Here is a 25,011-nt window from a genome sequence, read left to right as displayed (position 1 = left end):
TACACGGTACTAATAAGGGGTAGAACCTTATTATTCAGCTTCTACGAAGCTTTCTTCCGCCTGAGAAGCCAGATCCTGGGAACGGCCTTCACGAACGGTAGTAGCTACAGCGCTCAGGTACAGGCTAACAGCACGGATTGCATCGTCGTTACCCGGGATAACGAAGTCAACACCGTCCGGATCGGAGTTGGTATCAACGATTGCGAATACTGGGATACCCAGGTTGTTAGCTTCTTTGATTGCGATGTGCTCGTGGTCAGCATCGATTACGAACAGCGCGTCTGGCAGGCCGCCCATATCTTTGATACCGCCCAGGCTGTTTTCCAGCTTGTCCAGCTCACGAGTGCGCATCAGCGCTTCTTTTTTGGTCAGCTTTTCGAAAGTACCGTCCTGAGACTGGGTTTCCAGATCTTTCAGGCGCTTGATAGACTGACGAACGGTTTTCCAGTTAGTCAGCATACCGCCCAGCCAGCGATGGTTCACGAAGAACTGGTCGCAGCTGTTAGCAGCTTCTTTCACAGCTTCGCTTGCAGCGCGCTTAGTACCAACGAACAGAATCTTACCTTTACGGGAAGAGATCTTGTTCAGCTCAGCCAGGGCTTCGTTGAACATTGGGACAGTTTTCTCAAGGTTGATGATGTGAACTTTGTTACGTGCGCCGAAGATGAAAGGCTTCATTTTCGGGTTCCAGTAACGGGTCTGGTGACCGAAGTGAACACCAGCCTTGAGCATGTCGCGCATGGAAACAGTTGCCATGTTTTAAAACCTCTATTTAAAAGTTGGGGTTATGCCTCCACGTATCCCATATTACCGACCCCAAAGGGCACCCCGGAATATGTGCCGATACGTGTGTGTTGTTACACAAAGTGAGATTTGTCGCTCCCGTCCATCCTGTGTATCTGAAATGGATCGGAAGTCCGGCGCGCTTTATACCACAAAACGCTATCCGAAACCAACAATTGTTGGCCGTGTGTGCGGTAAAGGAATCTCAATTTGGCAGCATGTGCGCCAGACTGATACCATTGACAACACTTAGACTAGTATTGTCGAAAAAAACGACACTGATGGACAGATTACATGGCTATCTCTATTAAGACACCTGAAGAAATTGAAAAGATGCGCGTCGCCGGTCGTCTGGCCGCTGAAGTGCTGGAAATGATCGAGCCATTCGTTAAGCCTGGCGTCAGCACCGGCGAGCTGGATCGTATCTGTAACGACTATATCGTGAACGAGCAACATGCGGTTTCCGCCTGCCTCGGCTATCACGGCTTCCCGAAATCCGTTTGCATCTCTATTAATGAAGTGGTCTGCCACGGCATTCCGGATGACGAAAAACTGCTGAAAGATGGCGATATCGTAAACATCGACGTCACCGTCATTAAAGATGAATACCACGGTGACACCTCTAAGATGTTCATCGTCGGTAAACCGACCATTCTGGGTGAGCGTCTGTGCAAAGTGACCCAGGAGAGCCTCTACCTGGCGCTGAAGATGGTTAAACCCGGCATTCGCCTGCGTACCCTTGGTGCGGCTATCCAGAAATTCGTTGAAGCCCAGGGCTTCTCTGTGGTGCGCGAATACTGCGGTCACGGCATTGGCCGTGTCTTCCACGAAGAGCCACAGGTTCTGCACTATGATGCCGATGACGGCGGCGTGGTGCTGCAGGCGGGCATGACCTTTACCATCGAGCCGATGGTCAACTCAGGTGATTACCGCATCCGTACCATGAAAGACGGCTGGACGGTGAAAACCAAAGACCGGAGCTTGTCTGCCCAGTACGAGCATACTATTGTGGTGACAGACAACGGCTGCGAAATTCTGACGTTACGCAAGGATGACACCATCCCGGCGATACTCTCGCAAGACGCATGATAAGAAGCCGGCAAATGCCGGCTTTTTTAATGGCTATCGTTTTTTCTTATGGGTGGCGCGCAATGAGTAACCTTTTACCCGAACAGTATGCCAATACGGCACTCCCCACCCTGCCTGGCCAGCCGGATAACCCCGGCGTCTGGCCCACGGCCGAGCTGACCTGCGCGGGCATCAAAGCGCATATCGACATTTTTCAGCGCTGGCTGGGTGACGCCTTTGACAGCGGGATCTCCGCCGAAGCGCTGATTGAAGCCCGCACGGAATTTATTGACCAGCTTCTGCAGCGTTTATGGATTGATTACGGTTTTGGTCAGTTAGGCGACGTGGCGCTGGTGGCCGTCGGCGGCTATGGCCGTGGCGAACTGCACCCGCTGTCGGATATCGACCTGCTGATCCTGAGTCGCAAAAAGCTGCCTGACGAACAGGCGCAAAAAATCGGCGAGCTGCTGACCCTGCTGTGGGACGTCAAGCTGGAGGTCGGCCACAGCGTGCGCACTCTGGAAGAGTGTCTGCTGGAGGGGCTGTCCGATCTCACCGTCGCCACTAACCTGATTGAATCACGCCTGCTGATCGGCGACGTCGCGCTGTTCCTTGAGCTGCAAAAGCACATCTTCAGCGACGGCTTCTGGCCGTCGGAGAAGTTCTTCGCCGCGAAGGTCGATGAGCAGCAGGTGCGCCACCAGCGCTACCACGGCACCAGCTATAACCTGGAGCCCGACATAAAAAGCAGCCCGGGCGGCCTGCGCGATATCCATACCCTGCAGTGGGTGGCCCGCCGCCATTTCGGCGCCACCTCGCTGGATGAGATGGTCGGCTTTGGTTTCCTCACCGAAGCGGAGCGCACCGAGCTGAATGAGTGTCTGCATCTGCTGTGGCGCATCCGTTTTGCGTTGCATCTGGAAGTGACCCGCTACGACAACCGCCTGCTGTTCGACCGTCAGTTAAGCGTCGCCCAGCGCCTGCACTACAGCGGTGAAGGCAACGAACCGGTTGAGCAGATGATGAAAGATTTCTTCCGCGTCACCCGCCGCGTGGGTGAGCTGAATCAGATGCTGTTACAGCTGTTTGATGAGGCCATCCTCGCCCTGACCGCCGATGAAAAACCGCGCCCGATTGATGATGAATTCCAGCTGCGCGGCGCGCTGATCGACCTGCGCGACGAGACGCTGTTTATCCGCAAACCGGAAGCGATCCTGCGGATGTTCTACGCCATGGTGCGTAACAGTTCCATTACCGGGATCTACTCCACCACCCTGCGTCATCTGCGCCACGCCCGCCGCCATCTGACTCAGCCGCTGTGCTACATCCCCGAGGCGCGTTCGCTGTTTCTGAGCATGCTGCGTCATCCGGGCGCGGTAAGACGCGGGCTGCTGCCAATGCACCGTCACAGCGTGCTCTGGGCCTATATGCCGCAGTGGTCGCATATTGTCGGTCAGATGCAGTTTGACCTTTTCCATGCCTATACCGTTGATGAACACACCATCCGCGTGATGCTGAAGCTGGAAAGTTTTGCTCAGGAAGAGGTGCGCAGCCGCCACCCGCTCTGCGTTGAGCTCTGGCCTCGCCTGACCAACCCGGAGCTGATCCTGATTGCCGCCCTGTTCCACGACATCGCCAAAGGGCGCGGCGGCGACCATTCGGTCCTCGGCGCGGAAGACGTCCTGAAATTCGCCGAGCTACACGGGCTTAATTCACGTGAAACGCAGCTGGTGGCCTGGCTGGTTCGTCACCATCTGCTGATGTCCGTGACCGCCCAGCGTCGTGATATTCAGGATCCGGAAGTGATCAAGCAGTTCGCCGAAGCGGTGCAGACGGAGAACCGCCTGCGTTTCCTGGTCTGCCTGACGGTAGCCGACATCTGCGCCACCAACGAAACGCTGTGGAACAGCTGGAAGCAGAGCCTGCTGCGCGAGCTCTATTTCGCTACCGAAAAACAGCTGCGTCGCGGAATGCAGAGCACGCCGGACATGCGTGAGCGCGTGCGCCATCACCAGATGCAGGCTCTGGCGCTGTTGCGGATGGAAAATATCAAAGAGGAGGCGCTGCATCTGATTTGGGCCCGCTGTCGCGCCAACTATTTTGTCCGCCACAGTCCAAACCAGCTGGCCTGGCACGCGCGCCATCTGCTGCAGCACGATCTGACGAAGCCGCTGATCCTGCTGAGCCCGCAGGCGACCCGTGGTGGAACCGAGATTTTCATCTGGAGCCCCGACCGCCCTTACCTCTTCGCGGCGGTGTGTGCTGAACTCGACAGACGTAACCTTAGCGTGCACGACGCGCAGATCTTCACGACCCGCGACGGCATGGCGATGGATACCTTTATTGTACTGGAGCCGGACGGCAGCCCGCTGTCGGCCGACCGACACGAGCCCATTCGCTACGGACTAGAGCAGGCGATTACCCAGCGCAGCTGGCAGCCACCGCAGCCGCGTCGACAGCCGGCAAAACTGCGCCACTTTACCGTCGATACCGAGGTCAATTTCCTACCGACCCATACCGACCGCAAATCGTTCCTGGAGCTGATCGCGCTCGACCAGCCAGGGCTCCTCGCCCGGGTCGGGCAGGTTTTTGCCGATCTGGGAATTTCGCTGCACGGCGCCAGAATTACAACCATTGGCGAGCGAGTAGAAGATTTATTTATAATCGCCACCGCCGACCGTCGTGGGCTTAATAATGCCCTGCAACAGGAAGTGCAACAACGGTTGACAGCAGCCCTCAATCCAAACGATAAAGGGTGATGTTTTTTTTACCTGGAAAGAGTTGAACTATGCAGCAGTTACAGAACGTTATTGAGTCCGCTTTTGAGCGTCGCGCCGACATTACGCCGGCAAATGTAGACACCGTGACCCGTGAGGCGGTTAATCAGGTTATTTCTCTGCTTGATTCCGGCGCACTGCGTGTAGCGGAAAAAATCGACGGTCAGTGGGTCACTCATCAGTGGCTGAAGAAAGCGGTACTGCTCTCTTTCCGTATTAACGATAACCAGGTTATCGACGGTGCGGAAAGCCGCTACTTCGATAAAGTACCCATGAAATTCGCTGATTACGACGAAGCGCGTTTCCAGAAAGAAGGTTTCCGCGTGGTGCCACCGGCAGCTGTTCGTCAGGGTGCATTCATTGCCCGTAACACCGTGCTGATGCCATCTTACGTGAACATCGGTGCTTACGTTGACGAAGGTACCATGGTGGATACCTGGGCGACCGTAGGTTCCTGCGCGCAGATCGGTAAAAACGTCCACCTCTCTGGCGGCGTGGGTATCGGTGGTGTTCTTGAGCCGCTGCAGGCGAACCCAACCATCATCGAAGACAACTGCTTCATCGGCGCACGTTCCGAAGTGGTTGAAGGCGTGATCGTCGAAGAAGGCTCCGTGATCTCCATGGGCGTCTACATCGGCCAGAGCACCCGTATTTACGATCGTGAAACCGGTGAAGTGCATTACGGTCGCGTACCGGCGGGTTCCGTGGTGGTTTCCGGCAACCTGCCATCAAAAGATGGCAAATACAGCCTGTACTGTGCGGTTATCGTCAAAAAAGTCGATGCGAAAACCCGCGGCAAAGTGGGCATCAACGAACTGCTGCGTACCATCGATTAATCGGGTATAACAAAAAGCGGGGGCAACCCCGCTTTTTTTATATCTGAGGGTGGCGAAAATAGATTTTTTCGTGAATTATTCATGGGTTATGTTGAGATCAAGGGTACCGCTATGTACGATAATCTGAAAAGTCTGGGCATTACTAATCCTGATGAAATTGACCGTTACAGCCTCCGTCAGGAAGCCAATAACGATATCCTGAAAATCTATTTCCACAAGGATAAGGGCGAGTTCTTCGCCAAGAGCGTAAAGTTTAAATACCCGCGCCAGCGTAAAACTGTCGTTGCCGATGGCATCGGTCAGGGTTACAAAGAGGTGCAGGAGATCAGCCCGAATCTGCGCTATGTGATTGATGAACTGGATCAGATTTGCCAGCGCGATCGCACTGAAGTGGATCTGAAACGTAAGATCCTTGATGACCTGCGTCATCTGGAAAGCGTCGTTGCCCACAAGATCACGGAAATCGAAGCGGATCTTGAGAAGCTGACCCGTAATAAGTAATTCCCGGTGCGGCATGATGCCCTCACCCCGGCCCTCTCCCACCGGGGGAGGGTGCAAACACTAAAAACGGCAACCTTGGGTTGCCGTTTTGCTTTTACCTTGGCCGGGTAAGGCGCAGCCGCCACCCGGCAAACAACGTCACCGCTGCTCGTCCAACTGCAACGCAACATACAGCAACAGCCGGTCGTCAAAATTCCCCAGATCCAGCCCCGTCAGCTCCGAAATGCGGTTCAGGCGGTACTCCAGCGTATTACGGTGGATAAAGAGCGCCTTCGACGTGGCCAGCGGCTGCACGTTATGACGGAACCACGCCTGCAGCGTGCGCCGCAGCAGGCCGTTGTTATCCATAGCCTTCAGCCGCACCAGCGGGCGCGCCAGTTCGTTGGCCTGCCAGCCGCCGCGCAGGCTGTCGAGCAGCACCGGCAGCATCAAATCCTGGTAAAAATAGCTGCGGTTTTCCGGCATACGCTGCTTGCCAACCATCATAGTCGTGCGGGCCGTACGCCACGAACGGGCAATGCTCCCCGGCCCGGTAAAGTAGTTGCCTAGCGCCACGCGAAAACGCAGCTGGCCGTTCTCTTTCATCCGCGCAATCAGCTGTTCCACGCGCCGACGATGATCTTCCGCATCCCAGCGGCCAAACTGGTTCAACGCCGGTTTCAGCACCACCATCTCGGTTAACGAGACGATCGCCACCAGGTTATTACGCTCCGGCGTGGCCAGCGCGTTCTGCAGCTGCTGCAACTCCACCATGGCGCTGTCGACGCCCAGCTGGCCGCTGTCGACCTCGATCACCGCCACCACGCGGGGCTGGTTGAGATCGATGCCCAGACGTTGCGCCCACTCTGTTAATGCCGGGGTATGCTCTTCCGCCTGGATCAGGTTCATCACCAGCTCTTCACGCAGGCGGCTGTCCTGCGCCAGCAAGTGCATCAGGCGGGACTGCTCCAGCATCATCTCTGCGGTCATGCAGACCAGCTCACCGTATTTGCGCAGGGATTCCGGCTCACCGGTCAGGCCAATAACCCCGACGATTTCCCCCTCCAGACGCAGCGGCAGGTTGATCCCCTGGCGCACGCCGTGAAGATGTCGCGCCACCGCGTCATCAATATCCACCACGCGCCCCTGGGAGAGCACCAGCAGCGCACCTTCGTGCAATTCCCCAATACGCTCGCGATCGCCGCTGCCAATGATCCGGCCGCGAGCGTCCATCACGTTGATATTGGTGTCAATGATGCGCATCGTTCGTGCCACGATATCCTGCGCCATTTTGGTATCAAGATGCCAGCCAGCCATGTCGCCCTCCTCTGAGCAGAGCTCAAGCATAAGGAAGATTAATCAGGGCCGCATTGTGCGAATGCACAAACTCACAGGGAGAAGTATGGACTTGTGGAAGGGTTCACAGAAAGGAAAGTAAAAGCCCCTGTTTCCAGGCAGAAACAGGGGCTGAACGGGTTACTGCATCAGCAGATAGAGAGAGGTGTCGCCACGCTGGATATTCAGCGCCAGCACCGACGGTTTGCTGTCGAGAATTTTGCGAAGTTCAGCGATGTTCTTAACCGGCTGCTGGTTAGCACCGATAATCACATCCCCTTTCTTCAGGCCGATACGGGCAGCCGGGCTATTGGCTTTAACGTTGTCCACCGACACGCCTTTATCCTGGCCCTTGTTGCTCATATCCGCACCTTCGATACCACTGAAGATGGTTCCGGCATCCACCTGGTTCTGGCTGCTCTGCTGCAGTTCCAGATTTACGGTTACCGGTTTACCTTCACGCAGCAGGCCCAGGCTCACTTTGCTGCCGACCGGCATAGAGCCCACTTCTGCACGCAGTGCCGCGAAGCTGCTCACCGGTTTGCCGTTCAGGGTGGTGATCACGTCCCCGGCTTTGATCCCCGCTTTTGCCGCAGAGGAGTTTGGCATCACCTGGCTGACAAAGGCACCGCGCTGGGCATCAACCTTCATGGCTTTCGCCAGCTCGGAGTTCAGCTCGGTACCCAAAATTCCCAGCTCGCCGCGTTTCACCTGGCCAAACTCGACCATCTGCGCCGTCAGGTTTTTCACCATGTTGCTTGGGATGGCGAAGCCAATGCCGATGTTGCCGCCGTCAGGGGCGAGGATCGCGGTGTTAATCCCGATCAGCTCGCCGTTGAGGTTCACCAGCGCGCCACCGGAGTTACCACGGTTAATCGCCGCATCCGTCTGGATAAAGTTTTCGTAGTTTTCCGCATTCAGACCGCTACGACCAAGGGCAGAAACGATACCGGAGGTCACCGTCTCACCCAGACCGAACGGGTTACCGATCGCCACGGTATAGTCGCCCACGCGCAGCGCGTCAGAGTCGGCGAGCTTAATCGCGGTCAGGTTTTTTGGATCCTGGATCTGAATCAGGGCGATGTCAGAGCGCGGATCTTTCCCGACCATTTTGGCGTCGAGCTTACGCCCGTCGCTCAGCTGCACTTTAATGCTGGTGGCGTTATCCACCACGTGGTTGTTGGTGACAACATAGCCTTTGGCCGCATCAATGATCACGCCAGAACCCAGCGCCATAAATTTCTGCTGCTGGCCGCCGCCGTTGCCGCCGCCATCGCCGCCCTGACAGAATGGTGAGCTCTGGAACGGTGAACCGTCCTGGCAGAACGGCGAGTTATCGCCGAAGAACTGCTGGAAGTTACGTGGCATGCGTGGCGTGTTGACGGTGGTGCTGCCCTCGACATTGATACTGACCACCGATGGCATCACTTTTTCCAGCATCGGCGCCAGGCTTGGCATCTGCTGCGCAGTGGCTGCCGACGATCCGGTCTCCGCTGCGCTAGCAGACAGAGGAGACAACGCTAATCCTAAACTCAGAGCCAGTGCACTCATTGCTAAAGTGGTTTTTTTCATGTTTCTTAATCTCGATTTACAGGTCACGCACAATTGCTGTGTATATCAGATTCGTTTTGCTGCGCTTAGTTCCGGTATTAAGTTTCTGGAAAAAGTAAAAATTTATTGGCCGTCTTTACAAAACTCACCTTTATTCCACCGCCATCAACTTGCGGTATTCATCCCATGCATATAAGTCCGTCATTCCACTGATATAGTCCTGGATCAGGCGGCAGCGATAATAAAACTCCAGCACCGGCCAGTCCGTCCGCTGACGGTCTAATTTACCGATCGATTCCACATACGCCAGCCGGTGGCGTGTTGAAAGTTTATGAAATAGCCGGGTTTCAATGGGAAAACGGCGTACCCGTTCTTTTTCTACCAGCTCGCTAAAGTCGTCCACGGATAATTGCAGCAGCGGACGGTAGATCTCCAGCAGGCCGGTTATAACCCGATAGCCCTGTAATTCCAGCTGCTCAACATCCGGATGACTGAACACATGCCGCATGGCGACATTCTTATACAGTTCAAGAAGTTGGCTGAATCCGCTGTCGTCTTCCAGCAGCGCATGATTAAATTCACCGCGGTAAATCTGTTCGATATTGTCTATAAAACGCTCAGCCGCATAGGGCACCAGTTTATTCAGGGTGTTGACGCGTAAATACATAAAGAACTGATCTTCAGTACTCCGACTCAGGGTGTTAGAGCGCGATTTCTCCCAGGCGTTTTCGACAACCTGCGAAAATAAAGACCCTTTTTCGTGGTTGCCCCAGGCATCATAAAGATGCTGATAAAGCCCCTCGACGCTGAATATTCTTTTTTCGACCGCATCTTCCAGATCGGCAACGCAATAGGAGATATCATCCGCCGCTTCCATAATCCAGGTTAATGGAAAACGACCATACTGCGGCAGGGAGAGTTCCTGACGAAGGCGCTCGATATAGCTCTCTTCAGAGAAATAATACCCCGGCTTTTTCATCAAATAATTGTGCGTCGCGGGGGGATCGCCCTGCCACCAGGCGGGACGGGTATATTTCAGAATGCACCCCACCTGCGCCCAGGTGAGGTTCATGCGCATCAGGGAGTGCACCAGCCGGATGCCCTGCGCGTTGCCCTCAAAATGACAGAGATCCTGACGCACCTTGCGACGCAGCGCGTTCAGCGCCTCTTCGCCCTCGCGCAGCCGCAGATCCTGCACCAGGCAACGATCGTCGCTCAGCGGCTGGCTGGCCGCATCGGCGGGATAAAGACGCTGGCGGAACCAGTCATTGATCGCCGCTTCACCAAAATGACCAAAAGGCGGATTGCCGATGTCGTGCATCAGGCACGCCATCTCAACGATGCTTTCAAACGGCCCCGTCAGCTCGTCCAGTCCGTAGGTTTGCAGCAGGCGCTGCTCTTTGAGCCTGCTTAAAATCTCTTTTGCGATATAGCGGCCAACCTGCTGCACCTCCAGCGAGTGGGTGAGCCGGGTGCGCACGGCCGCGTTGCGTTCGAGTGGAAAGACCTGGGTTTTTTGCTGCAATCGACGGATTGCCGGAGAGTTAATGATGCGCCCGCGATCGCTTTCGAAGATCCGCAGGATCTCATGTTCGCTCTTGTTCCCCTGTGGGGAGCGGTAGCGACGGTGCCAGTTAATTTTGGTGCGAAAATCGATTGGTGCCATGTGCTCCCCCGCGTGAGAATGCGTTTCCCCTTAACCGCATGATAGACTATGCATCTTAACAAGGCACATCGCGAGTAAATCTATGAAAATCGGTATTATTGGAGCAATGGAAGAAGAAGTTACGCTGCTGCGTGACAAAATTGAGAACCGTCAGACCCTCTCTCTGGGCGGCTGTGAGATTTACACCGGCACGCTGAACGGTACTGAAGTTGCTCTGCTGAAATCAGGTATCGGTAAAGTTTCTGCCGCGCTGGGCGCTACCCTGCTGCTGGAACGCTGCAAGCCAGATCTGATCATTAACACCGGCTCTGCGGGCGGTCTCGCGCCAACCCTGAAAGTGGGCGACATCGTGGTTTCTGATGAAGCACGCTACCACGACGCCGATGTGACCGCCTTTGGTTACGAGTACGGCCAGCTTCCGGGCTGCCCGGCGGGCTTTAAAGCGGATGACAAACTGGTTGCCGCCGCAGAAAGCTGCATCGCCGAGCTGAACCTCAACGCCGTACGTGGCCTGATTGTCAGCGGTGATGCGTTTATTAACGGCTCCGTGAATCTGGCGAAAATCCGTCACAACTTCCCGCAGGCGGTTGCCGTGGAAATGGAAGCCACCGCCATCGCTCACGTTTGTCATAACTTCAACGTGCCGTTCGTGGTGGTTCGCGCCATCTCCGACGTGGCCGATCAGCAGTCTCACCTGAGCTTCGACGAGTTCCTCGTGGTTGCCGCCAAACAGTCCAGCCTGATGGTTGAGACGCTGGTACAGAAACTGGCGCGTGGCTAAGCCGCTCATCAGAGCGCTTGTTGCGCTGTTTCTGCTGACACCGGCGTGGCTTCTGGCCGCGCCGCGTGTTATTACCCTCTCCCCCGCCAATACCGAGCTGGCGTTTGCCGCCGGGATCGTCCCTGTCGGGGTCAGCAGCTATTCCGACTATCCCCCCGAAGCGGCTAAAATTGAACAGGTTGCCACCTGGCAAGGCATGAACGTTGAACGCATCGTCGCGCTTAAGCCCGATCTGGTGCTGGCCTGGCGCGGTGGCAATGCCGAACGTCAGGTAAACCAGTTGGCCTCGCTGGGGATAAAAGTGCAGTGGATCGATGCCACCAGCATTGAGCAGGTCGCCCAGGCCCTTCGCGATCTGGCCCCCTGGAGCCCGGAACCACAAAAAGCGCAGCAGGCCGCGCAGCAGATGCTGACGGAGTATGCCGCCCTGAAGGCTACCTACGGCGCACTGTCGAAAAAGCGGGTGTTTATCCAGTTTGGCCAGCAACCCCTGTTCACTACCAGCAAAGGCTCTTTGCAACATCAGGTACTGGAACTCTGTGGTGGAGAAAATATCTTTGCTGCCAGCCGGGTGCCCTGGCCCCAGGTGAGCCGCGAGCAGGTTCTGGCGCGCCAGCCGCAGGCCATTGTTGTAGCCGGTTCCGCAGGCGATATTCCCAAAATAGAGCAGTACTGGAAAAGTCAGTTAAAAATACCGGTAATTGCCCTTAAGAGTGACTGGTTTGAGCGCGCGAGCCCGCGTATTATCCTCGCCGCAAAACAACTCTGCTCTGCGCTGTCGCAGAGCCACTAATTTTCTCGAGGATTACGATGCTCGTTTACTGGCTGGATATTCTTGGCACAGCCGTTTTTGCGATCTCCGGCGTTCTGCTCGCCGGTAAATTACGCATGGACCCATTTGGCGTCCTGGTGTTGGGCGTGGTCACCGCCGTTGGCGGAGGAACCATCCGCGATATGGCCCTCGATCATGGCCCGGTATTCTGGGTCAAAGATCCCACCGACCTGGTGGTGGCGATGGTCACCTGCATGTTAACCATTATCCTGGTCCGCCAGCCGCGCCGCCTGCCGAAATGGCTGCTGCCGGTGCTGGATGCGGTGGGTCTCGCGGTGTTTGTCGGGATTGGGGTCAACAAGGCGTTTATGGCCGGAACCGGCCCGATGGTGGCGATCTGTATGGGGGTGGTCACCGGCGTGGGCGGCGGGATTATCCGCGATATTCTGGCGCGCGAAGTGCCGATGATCCTGCGAACGGAAATCTACGCCACGGCCTGCATTCTGGGCGGGATCGTCCACGCCACGGCGTGGTACACCTTTAATGTTCCGCTGGAACAGGCGGCGATGCTGGGAATGGTGGTCACGCTGGCCATCAGGCTGGCGGCAATCCGCTGGCACCTGAAGCTACCGACCTTCGCGCTGGACGAAAACGGGCGGTAATAAAAGCAAAACGGGAACCTCAAGGTTCCCGTTTTTAGTGTTTGCTCCCTCTCCTTGTGGGAGAGGGCTGGGGTGAGGGCACCCGGCCATACCATCAGATACTGAACGAAGAACCACACCCGCAGGTGCTTGTCGCGTTCGGGTTGGTTACCACAAAGCGCGAACCTTCCAGACCTTCGGTGTAATCAACAGAGCCACCCACCAGATACTGCAGGCTCATCGGGTCAACGACCAGCGCGACGCCCTGCTTCTCAATGGTCATGTCACCATCGTTAACCTGATCGTCAAAGGTGAATCCATACTGGAAGCCGCTGCAGCCGCCGCCGGTAATGTACACACGCAGTTTCAGCTCCGGATTGTCTTCATCGGAAATCAGGTCTTTTACTTTTTTGGCTGCTGCTTCGGTAAACTGCAACGGCAGCGCTACGTCATCACTCATCTTATGCTCCCATGAATACTGCTAGTGGGTAAAAATCACCCAATTCTTGTTGTCATTATCTAATACCCTGGTAATTCATTCAAGTATTCTGCTTCGCCAGGGTACGGGCAAGAATGGTGGAGTATAGCGGTTTTCCGCCGAGGAACTGGGCTAATAGTGTGGCCCCCAGGCAGGTAATGATCATTGGCAAAATGAGCTGGTAATTGTCGGTCATCTCCAGCACCAGCACGATCCCGGTGAGCGGCGCGCGCAGCGACGCCGCCAGCAGCGCCCCCATTCCGGCGACGGCAAAGGTGCCAGCCTCAAGATGATATGCCGGGAAACCTGCGGCAGCGGCCATGCCAAAGGCCGTGCCCAGCAACGTGCCCAACGCCAGCATGGGGGCAAAAATGCCGCCGGGCGCGCCGGAGGAGAAGCAGAGTACGGTGGTGATGACCCTGGAGATGAACATAAACAGCAGCAGGCCGATGCTGAAGTTACCCGCAGCTGCAATGGGGATCAGCCCAAAGCCACCGCCTGCCGCGTTGGGTTCAATAAAGCCCAGCACACCGCACACGCCCCCCAGCAGGCCGCCCACCAGCACCCATCTGGTGGTGTTACCGCCGTGGATCCGCTGGAACATATCCTGCGCGCGAATAATAAGGGCATTAAACAGCGGGCCGACAATGCCAAAAATCATGCCGAGGATCAGATAGAGCCACAGCGTATTGACCGGCGCGTTGGTTAACTTACCGACCTCAATCACCGCCCCTTCGCCATTAAATAACCGAAAGACAATGCTCGACATAATCACGCCGGTAAAGACCGCTTTAATCGAGATCAGGTTATAGCGAAACTGCGCGCGCATCTCTTCGATGATAAACAGGATCCCCGCCAGCGGGGCGTTGAACGCGGCGGAAAGGCCCGCGGCGGCACCGGTTGCCAGCAGCGTATGGCGTGCTTCAGCGCTGCGCATCCTGAACAGATCGCTGACCATACGGCCCACATTGCCGCCCAGCTGTACGGTCGGCCCCTCGCGCCCGAGCACCATCCCCGCCCCCAGCGTGCCCATCCCGCCAATAAACTTAACCGGAAGTACGCGCCACCAGCGGACCGGGCGCAGCTCTTCGAGCGCCCCTTCTATCTCAGGGATCCCCGAGCCGCCCGCTTCCGGAGCGAATTTACGCACCAGAAAATACCCCACCATCGCGAACAGGGCTGATAAACCAAAGGCCAGGATCCACACCAGCCATTCACGATCGGCGTAACCCGCCACGGTGCCAATACGCCAGTTAAGGACGCCATTGACGGCCTTTTCGAACGCGACGCCCACCAGCCCCGCCAGCGTGCCAACAACCGCCGCGCCCAGTAAAATCGCCAGCGGTGTCTTGTCGCGGTTGAGCAGCCGACGGATGCTGATACGGTGTTGCGCACGCGCAAACTGTTGTTCTTCAAATGAGGGAGAATCTGCTTTCATTGCCTGTAATTTTTCGTCATACAAATCGCCGCAGGGAGTTTACCAGAGACCGCCCTGCCGTCTCTGGAAAATTACTTAACAATTGTTAATGGATTAATGGGGCAAAAATTTCATAACCTTCCACGAATAACTTAGAATAGTGGGCTTAATCATTTTATACGAGCCAGGAACCACGCCATGAGCAAGTCTGAAAACCTCTACAGTGCAGCCCGCGAGCTTATCCCTGGCGGTGTTAACTCCCCGGTCCGTGCCTTTACCGGCGTGGGCGGTACACCGCTGTTTATCGAACGTGCCGATGGCGCATATCTGTATGACGTGGATGGCAAAGCCTATATCGACTATGTCGGCTCATGGGGCCCGATGGTTTTAGGGCATAACCATCCGGCTATCCGTAACGCGGTGATCGAAGCGGCGGAGCGCGGCTTAAGCTTCGGCGCGCCGACCGAAATGGAAGTCAAAATGGCGGAGCTGGTGACTGAACTGGTGCCGACCATGGATATGGTACGTATGGTGAACTCCGGTACCGAAGCGACCATGAGCGCCATCCGTCTGGCGCGCGGCTTTACCGGCCGCGACAAAATCATCAAATTCGAAGGCTGCTACCACGGCCACGCCGACTGCCTGCTGGTGAAAGCGGGTTCCGGCGCGCTGACCCTCGGGCAGCCAAACTCCCCGGGCGTTCCGGCGGACTTCGCGAAGCACACCCTGACCTGCACCTATAACGATCTGGATTCCGTGCGTGCCGCCTTTGAGCAGTATCCACAGGAGATCGCCTGCATCATCGTTGAGCCGGTAGCGGGCAACATGAACTGCATTCCACCTCAGCCGGGCTTCCTGCAGGGCCTGCGTGCGCTGTGCGACGAGTTCGGCGCGCTGCTGATCATCGACGAAGTGATGACCGGCTTCCGCGTTGCACTGGCGGGCGCCCAGTCTTATTACGACGTGGTACCGGATCTGACCTGTCTGGGCAAAATCATCGGCGGCGGTATGCCGGTGGGCGCCTTTGGTGGCCGCAGAGAGGTGATGGACGCGCTGGCCCCAACCGGTCCGGTGTACCAGGCAGGTACCTTGTCCGGTAACCCGATTGCCATGGCCGCCGGTTTCGCCTGTCTCACCGAAGTGGCGCAACCGGGTATCCATACCACCCTGACCGAGCGCACCACCCAGCTGGCAAACGGCCTGCTGGAAGCGGCAGAAGACGCGGGTATCCCGCTGGTGGTGAACCACGTCGGCGGCATGTTCGGCATCTTCTTCACCGAAGCCAAAACCGTAACCTGCTATCAGGATGTAGTGCAGTGCGACGTTGAACGCTTCAAGCGTTTCTTCCATCTGATGCTGGACGAGGGCGTTTACCTGGCACCGTCGGCGTTTGAGGCGGGCTTTATGTCAGTCGCGCACAGCGAAGAGGATATCAACAACACCATCGACGCGGCGCGTCGGGTGTTTGCGAAGCTTTGAGTTGTGATATGCCGGGTGGCGGCTTCGCCTTACCCGGCCTACGGTTCGAGGGTTTTGTAGGCCGGGTAAGGCGAAGCCGCCACCCGGCTTTTTTATCGGCTCTGTTTCCGCAGCAGATAGATAAAGTACGGCGCGCCGATAAAGGTGGATAACAGCCCTGCCGGGATCTGGTACGGGAACAGCACCATCCGTCCGCACCAGTCGGCTATCACCAGCATGATCCCCCCGATTAACGCCGACATCACAATGTGTGGCATCGTCCGACGAAAGCCCATCATCCGCGCGATATGCGGCGCCATCAGTCCGATAAAACTCAGCGGACCGATGGTCAGGGTCGCCGTTGCGGTCAGCGCCGCCGCCAGCAGCAGCAGGCCGATGCGCGAGGTATTCAACGCCATGCCCACCGAGCGGGCGGTGTCGCCACCCAGCGGCAGCACCGTCAGCCAGCGACGGCACAGCGGCACCAGCGCCAGCAGGACGATCATGGCTATCCCGGTGCTCACAACCTGCTCGGTCGTCGCGTTGTAAGTTGAACCCGAGATCCAGGTCAGGATCTGAGCCATGCGCGGATCGCCACTGGCCTGTAGCATCATCAGCAGCATGGTGAAGGCGGTGCTCAGCGCCATCCCCGCCAGCAGCATCCGGTGCGGCGAGAAGCCCCCGCGTCCGGCGGAGACGAGGATAATCAGCAGCGTCGCCGCAGCGCCAAGGCTGCCCGCAGGCATCAGCCAGCCGAAAGCATTGCCCGGCACAAAGAAGAGCATCAGCACCACGCCGAACGCCGCCCCGGAGCTGATCCCCAGCACTTCCGGGCTCGCCATCGGGTTACCGGTCAGGCGCTGAATGATGCAGCCCGCCACCGCCAGCATCACCCCGGCCATCAGGGCGGCAAAAATACGCGGTGTGCGCCACGGCAGAAGTTCATCGAGCATCGCCCCGCTCGCCCAGTGCCAGCCCTGCGCATCGCGGCCAAACGCCATCGCCGTTATCACCGCCAGCAACAGCACCGCGCCGCCCACCACGGCAAACCACACCACGTGATGACGTTCGGCCTGCACTTTGTCACCCGCGTTCATCGCCGGGGCGCTCATGCTTCGCAAACGCGGCAGCAGCCACAGCAGCAGCGGCGCGCCAATCAGGGCGGTCACGGAACCGGTAGAGACTTCCATCCACACCCGGGTCAGCCAGAGGATCACCTGGTCAGAGAGCCAGAGGATCAGCGCCCCAATCAGCGGAGCCAGCATCAGCCGGGAGAGCAAACGCCGCGCACCGAGCATTTTCGCCAGCAGCGGCGCGAAGAGGCCGATAAAGCCGATAATGCCCACGGCGTTCACCAGCAGGGCGCTGATGACAATCGCCAGCGTCAGCGCCGCCAGACGCGCCAGCGACAGCGCCAGCCCGAGGTTGCGCGCCACGCCATCGTCCAGCCCCATCAGAGTCAGCGGGCGCAGCAGCAGCAGGGTCAGCAGCACGCCGCCCAGCAGCTGCGGCCACAGGCGCTGGACGATACTCCAGTCGGTCTGCGTCAGGGTTCCGGTGCTCCAGAGGAACATGCTTTGCAGCTGGTCGTGATGGAAGATCACCAACAGCTGGTTCACCGCCCCGCAGTAGAGACTCACCACCAGCCCGGCGAGGATCAGGGTGACCGGCGAGAGACGTTTGCCCCAGGCCACGCCAAAGACGATCGCGCCTACCACGCAGGCGCCTACCAGGGCGGCGAACTGCGGTGCCAGCGCGCCCGGTAGCGTCCACAGGGTGATGATGGTCATCCCCAGTTGAGCGCCGGTTGCCACACCCAGGGTGGTCGGCTCCGCCAGCGGATTACGCAGCACCTGCTGGAACAGCACGCCCACCAGCCCAAGCCCTGCCCCCACCAGCAGCGAGATCGCCAGCCGTGGCAGCAGGCTGTAGTGGAACAGCATCTGTTGAATATTATCGATATCGGGGGCGACCAGCGCGGCGCCCCACTGCGTGCGCGGCAGGGCCAGATTGAGGTTCCACCAGGTTAAACCCAGCGCAACGGCCAGCAGCATCACTATGAACAGCGCCGGGTAAAGGGCGATCCGGGATCTCATGCCTGGCCTCCCAGTGCGCTATCCAGTACGCGGGCAAAGTGCATGGCCGACAGCGTCGCGCCGTAGAACCACACCGCCGGTACGCGCTTGACGCGCTGCTGGCGAACAAACGGCATCGCCTGCCACAGCGGCGTCGCCATCAGGGTCTGCATTTCGCGTTCATTGCCGTGATCGAAGCAGAGCACATCCACATCCTTAAACGCCGCCAGACGATCGATGCCAACGGCGGTACTGCCCCAGAAGGTCATCTCCCCTTCCCAGGCGTTTTTAATTCCATAGCGATCCAGCACTTCCTGGAACAGGCAGTTATTGCCAAACACCAGCATATGGCGGGCATCGAGCAGAGTGACCATCAGCAGCGGGCGATCGCCGCGACCGGCAAAGCGCGGTTTGTAGCTGTCTATCACGCTGTCGAAGTGATCCAGATGCGAACGGGCCGCGCTTTCCAGATTCAGCAGCTGGGCCATCTCGCTTAACGATTTACGGGCATTGGTCAGCGGCTTTTTCCCGTCGCTGAAGGCAAAACCCCGTCCCGGCGCAATCCGCGCCAGCTTCTCTTCTGACGGACCATACCCGGCCGACCAGACCAGGTAAGAGGGTTTCATCTGGGTGAGCAGTTCGAGGTTGGGCTCGGTACGCAGGCCGATGTCGATAACCGACTCCGGCAGACGCGGCTCGTTCACCCACAGGGTGTAGTTGGGAATATCGGCCACGCCGTAGGGGGTGACGCCGAGCGCCAGCAGCAGCTCAACCGGGAGCCACTCGAGGGCCACAATGCGCTGCGGATCGATGGCGGCAGCCTGCGCGGCGTTCATTTTCCACAGCAGCGGCGAAAGGGCCATGGCCGTCAGCAGGCGGCGACGGCTAATCATAAAATCAGGCATCAATAGACAAAGCTCACCGGTGCCGCTCCGGCCGGATGCGGCAGAATACCCATTGGAATTCCGTAAATGGTTTCCAGCGTCTCGCTCTGCATCAGCTCATCCGGCGTGCCACGGGCGATCATCTCTCCGCCCCGCAGCGCCACCAGATAATCGCAGTAGCGCGCCGCCATGTTGATGTCATGCAGCACCGCAATCACGGTCAGGCCGCGCTGCTGGCTTAAGCGATGCACCAGCGCCAGCACGTCCACCTGATGGGCGATATCAAGGGCGGATGTGGGTTCATCCAGCAGTAAACAACGGCTGTCCTGCGCCACCAGCATGGCGATCCACGCCCGCTGGCGCTCGCCGCCGGACAGGCTATCCACCAGACGATGGGCCAGCGGCTTTAAGCCCACCAGCGCAATTGCTTCTTCCACTTTCTCGCGGTCGGCCACGCCAAAACGACCCAGCGCGCCATGCCACGGATAGCGGCCAATCGCCACCAGTTCGCGGACGGTCATCCCTTCCGCCTGCGGCAGCTGCTGCGGCAGATAGGCCACCTTGCGGGCAAAGGCTTTGCTGTTCCAGCTCTCCAGCGGTTGTCCGTCGAGCAGGATATCGCCCTCTGACGGCGACTGATGGCGGCCAAGCATTTTCAGTAAGGTGGATTTGCCGGAGCCGTTATGACCGATAAGGCCGGTCACCTGGCCTGCGGGAAAGGTCAGCGAAAGCGGATGCAGCAGCGTACGTCCAGGAACGCGAAAGGAGACGCCATCAAGGGCAAAGGTGGTATCGGATTGCGGGTTGTTTTCCTGCATGTCAGCCAACTTAAGTAAAGAAAAGGGCACGAAAAACGTGCCCAAATTTAGAGATTAGAAGCGGAAGGTCGCAGTCGCGACAACCTGACGTTCAGCACCCCAGAAGCAGCCATAGGTGTTGAAGCAGCTGGCGACGTATTCACGATCCAGCAGGTTGTTCACGTGCAGCGCCACGTTCGAGCCCGCCATGCCAACGCGCGCCAGGTCGTAACGCACCAGGGCATCCATCACCGCGTAGCTGCCGACCTTGAAGGAGTTCGCCGGATCGCCATAGCTGGAGCTGGAGAAGCGACCGCCGGTACCCAGCGTCAGGCCAGAAAGCGCACCATCATAGAAGGTGTAATCACCCCACAGGGAGGCCATGTGCTCAGGCACCTGTGCCGGCGTGTTGCCTTTGTAGTTGGTGTCGGTGGTGTACTCCACGTCGGTGTAAGTATAGGAACCCACCACGTTGACGCTGGCGGACAGCGCCGCTTTGGCTTCAATTTCCACGCCGCGGGCGCGGATCTCGCCACCTTCAACCGAGAAGAACGAGCCCGCAGGATCGGCCATCAGGTTGTTGGTTTTGGTCAGCTGGTACAGCGCACCGGTCAGCACGATCGGACGATCGCTCGGTACATACTTCACGCCCACTTCGTACTGCTTGCCTTTTGAAGGGGCAAACGGCTTACCTTGTGCGTCGCTCTGGGAGGACGGCTCGAAGGATTCGCTGTAGCTGAAGTACGGGGTAACGCCGTTATCGAACAGGTAGTTAACGCCGCCACGCCAGGTAAACTGGTTGTCATCACGTGATGCCGTGGTGCTCGTGACGCGGTTGAGGGAGTCCTGCTCAGCCCAGTCATAACGGCCGCCCAGGGTAACCAGCACTTTATCCCACTGCGCCTGATCCTGAACGTAGAGACCGGTCTGTTTCTGCTTGTTCAGTACCTGATAGGCGCCTGACGGGCCAGGATGTGAACCGAAATCGAAGTCGCTACGATCAAGGTTATAGATATCAGATGGAGCTACGGAACCGGCATAGCCAAACCACGAGTCGATGTCATTACGCATGCGCATGAAATCAACGCCAGTCAGCAGAGTATGATCGAGAGAGCCCGTCGCGAACTTGCTCTGCAACTGCGTATCAACAGTGAAGTTTTCCAGCTTCTCGTTATCAATTACATACTGGCGAGTCAGCGTGTGTCCCCACTGCGATTGAGGAACGCTCGCGCAAGGGCTGGATGCCGGGTTACTCGAATAGAGTGGATCGGAACACATGCCGTAGCCGTAGACGCTGTTTTGCGAGGTTTTATTCTGCGCAAAACGCAGGTTCTGACGCACGGTGAAGGTGTCGTTAAACTCGTGATCGAAGCTATACCCGACCATCTTCTGGTTACGGGAGTAGGTGTTGTTTTTTGCACCTTCGTTGAAGTCGGTCGACAGGCGATCGCCGTTTGGCAGCGGATCAACGGTACCCTCTTTCGGCAGCCAGCCGTAATAACCGGTCTCCGGCTCGTTCTGGAAATAGGAGAGGAAGGTGAAATTCGTTTTATCATCCGGACGCCAGGAGAAGGACGGCGCAATGGTGTAACGCTGCTCGCCCTTACCTTCCTGCTGCGAATTATTGGAACGCGCCAGTCCGGTCAGGCGATAGGAGTAAACGCCGTCGTCATCCAGCGCGTCGCTGAAGTCAAAGCCGGTCTGGAACAGGCTGTCAGTACCTACCTTGAACTGAACCTCTTTCAGCGGCTCGGTCAGCGGACGTTTGCTGACCATGTTAAGCAGGCCGCCCGGGCTGCTTTTGCCGTACAGAACGGAGGTCGGCCCGCGCATCACTTCCGCGCGTTCGATCATATAAGGGTCAATTACCGCGTCGTTGTAGAAGTTGCCCTGCATCTTCATACCGTCGAGGTAGTTGTTCTGGCTTTGGCCATCGGCCGCAAAGCCACGAATAATCAGGTAGTCATAAGTGTTAGACGCCCCACGCGTGCCGACGGCCACCCCAGGGGTGTAGCTCAGGGCTTCTTTTACCGAGCGTGGCTGGTGAAGGGCCATCTCTTCCGCGGTGACCACGGAGACCGACTGCGGAACCTTCTCAATGGAGGTATCCGTCTTAGTGCCGGTAGCAGACTGACGTGCTGCGATGGTCGCCGCCGGACCCCAGGCGCTCTCCTGTGGAGCAGGCGCTGCGGTAACGGTGATAGTTTCTTCTTTTTTAGGGGTTTCTGCAGCCTGAGCGTAAGCAGACATGCCGCTAACCGCTGTGGCTACAACAACTGCGATTTTACGCAGCGAAGATTGCATTGGCTGAGCAGTTTTAGAATGCGCCATTGGTATGTCTCTGATGAAAGCGTGAATGATAACGTAAACGAGAATTATTATTATGACCGCAGCATATTATGCGAAACATTCACGGCATAGCAAGTGATATGCGCCCCTACAGGAATTGAGGGTATAAGAATTAAACAATGGAAAATACAGGGTTAATAAACGGGGATGTTACTGTTGGTGGGATGTTTAATTGAGGTGAAAATTCCCTCTCCCGCAGGAGAGGGAAACAGTATTAATTACCGCCGAACATATCCTTGATCCAGCCGGCGACGCCGTCGCTGTCCTTCTTCTCATTCTGCTGCTGCGGCTGCTGCTGCTGTTGCGGCTGTTGCTGCTGCTGAGGAGAAGACTGCTCAAACGGGTTGCCCGTTGGCTGCGGCGCTGGCGCCTGGCACAGGGAGTCCGGATTGGTGGTCCAGACCGGCACGCTACGCATCCCGCCGCCACACACGAAGTTGCCCGACTGATCTACGCCCATATCCACGATATCTTCCGGTGGCGTCAGGGTCAGCGGAACCGGCGACTGGTTAGCCAGATAGCGCTGGTAAATCGACATCGCCCCGCTGGCACCGTACAGCTTCGTCGGCTGGTTGTTGTCGCGCCCTACCCAGGTGATCACCACTTCACGCCCGTCGATGCCCGCAAACCAGGTATCGACGTTGTTGTTGGTGGTCCCGGTTTTACCCGCCAGATGCAGGCCAGGATACTTCGCCCCAAGCTGACGGCCAGTGCCGCGCTGCACAACCTGCTGCATGGTCCAGAGCGTCATATAGGCCGCCTGCGCCGGTACAGCACGCTCCGCCTGTGGGAAGCTCTGGTACAGAGGGGTGCCGTCTTCTGCGATCACGGAACGCAGCGCAGAGAGCTGGGCACGGTTGCCGCCGCTGGCGATGGTCTGGAACGCCTGCGCCACTTCGATTGGCGTCAGGTTCAGGGCCCCCAGCAGCATGGCCGGAACCGGATGCAGCTGATCTTTCGGCACGCCCAGCTTCAGCCAGGTATCGGTGACCGCTGGCAGACCCAGCGCCATCCCGAGGTTAACCGTCGGCACGTTCATGGAACGCGTCAGGGCATCCACCAGCATCACCTGTCCGCTGTACTGCTTATCGTCGTTCTGCGGCGACCACACCTGGCCATTCGGCTGGCGCAGGGCAATCGGGGCATCGGCGATCCAGGTGTTCAGACGATACTGGTTCGGCTGGCTCAGGGCGGTGAGATAGGTCGCCGGTTTTGCCAGGGAGCCGATCGAACGGCGTGCCTGCATCGCGCGGTTGTAGCCCGCGAACTGCGGCTCCGCCCCGCCGACCATCGCCCGCACTTCGCCGGTGGTACGATCGACCACCACCATCGCGGTCTCCAGATCGCTCAGCTTGCGCTGTTTTTTCAGCGCCGGAATGCCTTCCACCGCCGCCTTCTCTGCGGCATCCTGCGCCACGGAGTCAAAGGTGGTGAAGATCTTCACGCCGGAGAGATCTTTAACTTTATCGCCCAGTTTGGTCTGCAGCTCCTGACGCACCATCTGCATAAAGGCAGGCTGCGGGGAGATCACGCCGCCGCGCGGCTGCACGCCTAACGGACGCGCGCTGAGCATGTCGTACAGCTCCTGGTCAATCACCTGCTGCTGTTGCAGCAGACGCAGCACCAGATTACGCCGCTCCAGCGCCAGTTTCGGGTTACGCCACGGGTTGTAGATGGACGCGCCCTTCACCATGCCCACCAGCAGCGCCTGCTGATCGAGGCTCAGCTCTTCCACCGGACGACCAAAGTAGTAGAGGCTCGCCAGCGGGAAGCCGCGGATCTCATTGTCGCCGCTCTGACCGAGGTAGACCTCGTTCATATACAGCTCAAGGATGCGGTCTTTGCTGTAGCGGGCATCCATCAGCACGGCCATGTACGCTTCGTTGGCCTTACGCCAGTAGGAGCGCTCGCTGGAGAGGAACAGGTTCTTCACCAGCTGCTGGGTCAGGGTACTTGCCCCCTGCACCGTCCGTCCGGCGGTCAGGTTCGCCAGCACCGCACGGCCAATGGAGTACAGGCTGACGCCATCGTGCTCATAGAAGTGACGGTCTTCGGTCGCCAGCAGGGTATCCACCAGCAGATCCGGGAAGCCGTTACGCGCGACAAACAGGCGCTGCTCGCCGTTTGGCGAGGAGAGCATGGTGATCAGCCGCGGATCGAGACGGAAGAAACCGAACTGACGGTTGTTCTCCATGTTCTCGATGGTTTCCAGACGATCGCCGTCGAAGGTCAGACGCGCGCGCACCTGCCCCTCTTTGCTGTCCGGGAAGTCAAACGGACGGCGGATCATCTCAATGCTTTTCGCCTGCACCGTAAACTCGCCGGGACGGGTCATCTTCGTCACCTGGCGGTACTGGGTCGCCTCCAGCAGCTTGACCATCTCGTTCTTGCTGATGGACATGTCCGGCTCAAGGTTAACCATCCGGCCATAGACCGCCGCAGGCAGCTGCCAGACTTTCCCGTCGATACGGCTGCGGATCTTCTGATCCAGATAGACGCCATAGATCGCCAGCAGGACGACGAAAACAATAAACAGCTTCAGCAGCAGCCAGAACCAGCCGCGCTTGCCACGAGGTTTACCCTTTTTGCCTTTCCCTTTACGTGGCGCAGGTGCGTCATCGTCATACTCATTGTCGACATCATCGTCGTACTCCTCATCTCTGAGGCGTCGACGCCCTGCCTTTTCTTTTGCCGGACGTGCAGGTCTTCCTTTACGTCCAATTGGCTCGCGGTCATTCCCCGCCATGCTCTCTCTCCGCAACTATCAGGCGCAAAGGCCCGATTCTCAGTTCTTCCCCCTGATGGAGGAAGAAGAAATCTCTCAAAATAAACCGTGTTTCTCCCTCTCCCTGTGGGAGAGGGC

General features: G+C 57.9%; 19 protein-coding genes. 8 read left to right on the top strand and 11 right to left on the bottom strand.

Features of this window, described 5'->3' with window-relative positions; translation table 11 throughout:
- Window positions 1–30: 30 nt before the first annotated feature.
- Window positions 31–756: a 30S ribosomal protein S2 gene (rpsB, locus tag K5I40_RS15670; RefSeq protein WP_103178332.1), complete on the bottom strand. Its 726-nt coding sequence runs from the start codon at window positions 754–756 to the stop codon at window positions 31–33.
- Window positions 757–1,077: 321 nt separating this feature from the next.
- Between rpsB and map the strand changes: the two genes are divergently transcribed.
- The 4 genes from map (at window position 1,078) to K5I40_RS15650 (ending at window position 5,965) form a co-directional block, all read left to right on the top strand.
- Entirely contained in the window at window positions 1,078–1,872 is a 795-nt protein-coding gene (gene map, locus K5I40_RS15665; protein ID WP_138370465.1) for a type I methionyl aminopeptidase, read from the top strand.
- Between the two features lie 62 nt (window positions 1,873–1,934).
- The gene (glnD, locus tag K5I40_RS15660) at window positions 1,935–4,610 is read left to right on the top strand and encodes a bifunctional uridylyltransferase/uridylyl-removing protein GlnD (protein ID WP_139564356.1); all 2,676 of its coding nucleotides are present in this window, start codon (window positions 1,935–1,937) and stop codon (window positions 4,608–4,610) included.
- A gap of 29 nt (window positions 4,611–4,639) precedes the next feature.
- Window positions 4,640–5,464, top strand: a complete 825-nt coding sequence (gene dapD / locus K5I40_RS15655; RefSeq protein WP_039030312.1) for a 2,3,4,5-tetrahydropyridine-2,6-dicarboxylate N-succinyltransferase — start codon at window positions 4,640–4,642, stop codon at window positions 5,462–5,464.
- 111 nt (window positions 5,465–5,575) lie between these two features.
- Window positions 5,576–5,965 (top strand): DUF3461 family protein, encoded by a 390-nt coding sequence (locus tag K5I40_RS15650; protein WP_032616607.1) that lies wholly within the window; start codon window positions 5,576–5,578, stop codon window positions 5,963–5,965.
- Window positions 5,966–6,103: 138 nt separating this feature from the next.
- Here the strand turns inward: K5I40_RS15650 and cdaR are convergent, their stop codons facing one another.
- The 3 genes from cdaR to dgt all read right to left on the bottom strand — a co-directional run bounded on the left by cdaR (window position 6,104) and on the right by dgt (window position 10,496).
- Entirely contained in the window at window positions 6,104–7,261 is a 1,158-nt protein-coding gene (cdaR, locus tag K5I40_RS15645; RefSeq protein ID WP_039030313.1) for a DNA-binding transcriptional regulator CdaR, read from the bottom strand.
- 159 nt (window positions 7,262–7,420) lie between these two features.
- Complete coding sequence (gene degP / locus K5I40_RS15640; RefSeq protein ID WP_039030314.1) at window positions 7,421–8,851, bottom strand: serine endoprotease DegP; 1,431 nt, start codon at window positions 8,849–8,851, stop codon at window positions 7,421–7,423.
- 130 nt (window positions 8,852–8,981) lie between these two features.
- Complete coding sequence (gene dgt, locus K5I40_RS15635; RefSeq protein ID WP_223074938.1) at window positions 8,982–10,496, bottom strand: dGTPase; 1,515 nt, start codon at window positions 10,494–10,496, stop codon at window positions 8,982–8,984.
- Between the two features lie 82 nt (window positions 10,497–10,578).
- Here dgt and mtnN point away from each other — a divergent pair, with 82 nt between their 5' ends.
- Genes mtnN through K5I40_RS15620 form a run of 3 tightly spaced genes read left to right on the top strand, consistent with a single transcriptional unit; the run spans window position 10,579 to window position 12,711 of the window.
- Window positions 10,579–11,277 carry a 5'-methylthioadenosine/S-adenosylhomocysteine nucleosidase gene (gene mtnN, locus K5I40_RS15630; protein WP_223074939.1) on the top strand — a complete coding sequence of 233 codons (699 nt, stop codon included), beginning with the start codon at window positions 10,579–10,581 and terminating at the stop codon, window positions 11,275–11,277.
- Window positions 11,270–12,070 (top strand): vitamin B12 ABC transporter substrate-binding protein BtuF, encoded by an 801-nt coding sequence (gene btuF / locus K5I40_RS15625; RefSeq protein WP_223074940.1) that lies wholly within the window; start codon window positions 11,270–11,272, stop codon window positions 12,068–12,070. Before mtnN ends, btuF begins: the two co-directional genes overlap by 8 nt.
- Window positions 12,071–12,087: 17 nt before the next feature.
- A complete protein-coding gene (locus tag K5I40_RS15620; RefSeq protein ID WP_223074941.1) occupies window positions 12,088–12,711 on the top strand; it encodes a TRIC cation channel family protein in 624 nt (207 codons plus the stop codon).
- A 94-nt stretch (window positions 12,712–12,805) separates the two neighbouring features.
- Here K5I40_RS15620 and erpA read toward each other — a convergent pair whose 3' ends face one another.
- Together erpA and clcA are read right to left on the bottom strand one after the other, a co-directional pair.
- Entirely contained in the window at window positions 12,806–13,150 is a 345-nt protein-coding gene (erpA, locus tag K5I40_RS15615; RefSeq protein WP_039030319.1) for an iron-sulfur cluster insertion protein ErpA, read from the bottom strand.
- 79 nt (window positions 13,151–13,229) lie between these two features.
- Complete coding sequence (gene clcA, locus K5I40_RS15610; RefSeq protein WP_039030320.1) at window positions 13,230–14,606, bottom strand: H(+)/Cl(-) exchange transporter ClcA; 1,377 nt, start codon at window positions 14,604–14,606, stop codon at window positions 13,230–13,232.
- A gap of 177 nt (window positions 14,607–14,783) precedes the next feature.
- Here clcA and hemL point away from each other — a divergent pair, with 177 nt between their 5' ends.
- Window positions 14,784–16,064 carry a glutamate-1-semialdehyde 2,1-aminomutase gene (hemL, locus tag K5I40_RS15605; protein WP_223074942.1) on the top strand — a complete coding sequence of 427 codons (1,281 nt, stop codon included), beginning with the start codon at window positions 14,784–14,786 and terminating at the stop codon, window positions 16,062–16,064.
- A 92-nt stretch (window positions 16,065–16,156) separates the two neighbouring features.
- Here hemL and fhuB read toward each other — a convergent pair whose 3' ends face one another.
- From fhuB to mrcB, 5 genes are all read right to left on the bottom strand, one after another.
- Window positions 16,157–18,139 (bottom strand): Fe(3+)-hydroxamate ABC transporter permease FhuB, encoded by a 1,983-nt coding sequence (gene fhuB, locus K5I40_RS15600; protein WP_223074943.1) that lies wholly within the window; start codon window positions 18,137–18,139, stop codon window positions 16,157–16,159.
- Window positions 18,136–19,023 carry a Fe(3+)-hydroxamate ABC transporter substrate-binding protein FhuD gene (fhuD, locus tag K5I40_RS15595; protein ID WP_375540642.1) on the bottom strand — a complete coding sequence of 296 codons (888 nt, stop codon included), beginning with the start codon at window positions 19,021–19,023 and terminating at the stop codon, window positions 18,136–18,138. The genes fhuB and fhuD overlap by 4 nt, the downstream gene beginning before the upstream one ends.
- Entirely contained in the window at window positions 19,023–19,820 is a 798-nt protein-coding gene (gene fhuC / locus K5I40_RS15590) for a Fe3+-hydroxamate ABC transporter ATP-binding protein FhuC (protein WP_039030324.1), read from the bottom strand. The genes fhuD and fhuC overlap by 1 nt, the downstream gene beginning before the upstream one ends.
- Before the next feature lie 54 nt (window positions 19,821–19,874).
- Complete coding sequence (gene fhuA, locus K5I40_RS15585; protein WP_039030325.1) at window positions 19,875–22,130, bottom strand: ferrichrome porin FhuA; 2,256 nt, start codon at window positions 22,128–22,130, stop codon at window positions 19,875–19,877.
- Between the two features lie 232 nt (window positions 22,131–22,362).
- Entirely contained in the window at window positions 22,363–24,894 is a 2,532-nt protein-coding gene (gene mrcB, locus K5I40_RS15580; RefSeq protein ID WP_223074945.1) for a bifunctional glycosyl transferase/transpeptidase, read from the bottom strand.
- Window positions 24,895–25,011 lie beyond the last annotated feature (117 nt).

Origin of the sequence: Leclercia sp. LTM14 (genome assembly GCF_023736175.1) — a bacterium.
GTDB lineage: Bacteria > Pseudomonadota > Gammaproteobacteria > Enterobacterales > Enterobacteriaceae > Enterobacter > Enterobacter barmai.
Note: the sequence above shows the minus strand (reverse complement) of the source record. Positions and strands in the feature narration are given on the sequence as shown.

Coding starts and splice junctions, on each gene's coding strand:
- rpsB (WP_103178332.1), bottom strand. CDS start 756: ATGGCAACTGTTTCCATGCGCGACATGCTCAAGGCTGGTGTTCACTTC.
- map (WP_138370465.1), top strand. CDS start 1,078: ATGGCTATCTCTATTAAGACACCTGAAGAAATTGAAAAGATGCGCGTC.
- glnD (WP_139564356.1), top strand. CDS start 1,935: ATGAGTAACCTTTTACCCGAACAGTATGCCAATACGGCACTCCCCACC.
- dapD (WP_039030312.1), top strand. CDS start 4,640: ATGCAGCAGTTACAGAACGTTATTGAGTCCGCTTTTGAGCGTCGCGCC.
- K5I40_RS15650 (WP_032616607.1), top strand. CDS start 5,576: ATGTACGATAATCTGAAAAGTCTGGGCATTACTAATCCTGATGAAATT.
- cdaR (WP_039030313.1), bottom strand. CDS start 7,261: ATGGCTGGCTGGCATCTTGATACCAAAATGGCGCAGGATATCGTGGCA.
- degP (WP_039030314.1), bottom strand. CDS start 8,851: ATGAAAAAAACCACTTTAGCAATGAGTGCACTGGCTCTGAGTTTAGGA.
- dgt (WP_223074938.1), bottom strand. CDS start 10,496: ATGGCACCAATCGATTTTCGCACCAAAATTAACTGGCACCGTCGCTAC.
- mtnN (WP_223074939.1), top strand. CDS start 10,579: ATGAAAATCGGTATTATTGGAGCAATGGAAGAAGAAGTTACGCTGCTG.
- K5I40_RS15620 (WP_223074941.1), top strand. CDS start 12,088: ATGCTCGTTTACTGGCTGGATATTCTTGGCACAGCCGTTTTTGCGATC.
- erpA (WP_039030319.1), bottom strand. CDS start 13,150: ATGAGTGATGACGTAGCGCTGCCGTTGCAGTTTACCGAAGCAGCAGCC.
- clcA (WP_039030320.1), bottom strand. CDS start 14,606: ATGAAAGCAGATTCTCCCTCATTTGAAGAACAACAGTTTGCGCGTGCG.
- hemL (WP_223074942.1), top strand. CDS start 14,784: ATGAGCAAGTCTGAAAACCTCTACAGTGCAGCCCGCGAGCTTATCCCT.
- fhuB (WP_223074943.1), bottom strand. CDS start 18,139: ATGAGATCCCGGATCGCCCTTTACCCGGCGCTGTTCATAGTGATGCTG.
- fhuD (WP_375540642.1), bottom strand. CDS start 19,023: ATGCCTGATTTTATGATTAGCCGTCGCCGCCTGCTGACGGCCATGGCC.
- fhuC (WP_039030324.1), bottom strand. CDS start 19,820: ATGCAGGAAAACAACCCGCAATCCGATACCACCTTTGCCCTTGATGGC.
- fhuA (WP_039030325.1), bottom strand. CDS start 22,130: ATGGCGCATTCTAAAACTGCTCAGCCAATGCAATCTTCGCTGCGTAAA.
- mrcB (WP_223074945.1), bottom strand. CDS start 24,894: ATGGCGGGGAATGACCGCGAGCCAATTGGACGTAAAGGAAGACCTGCA.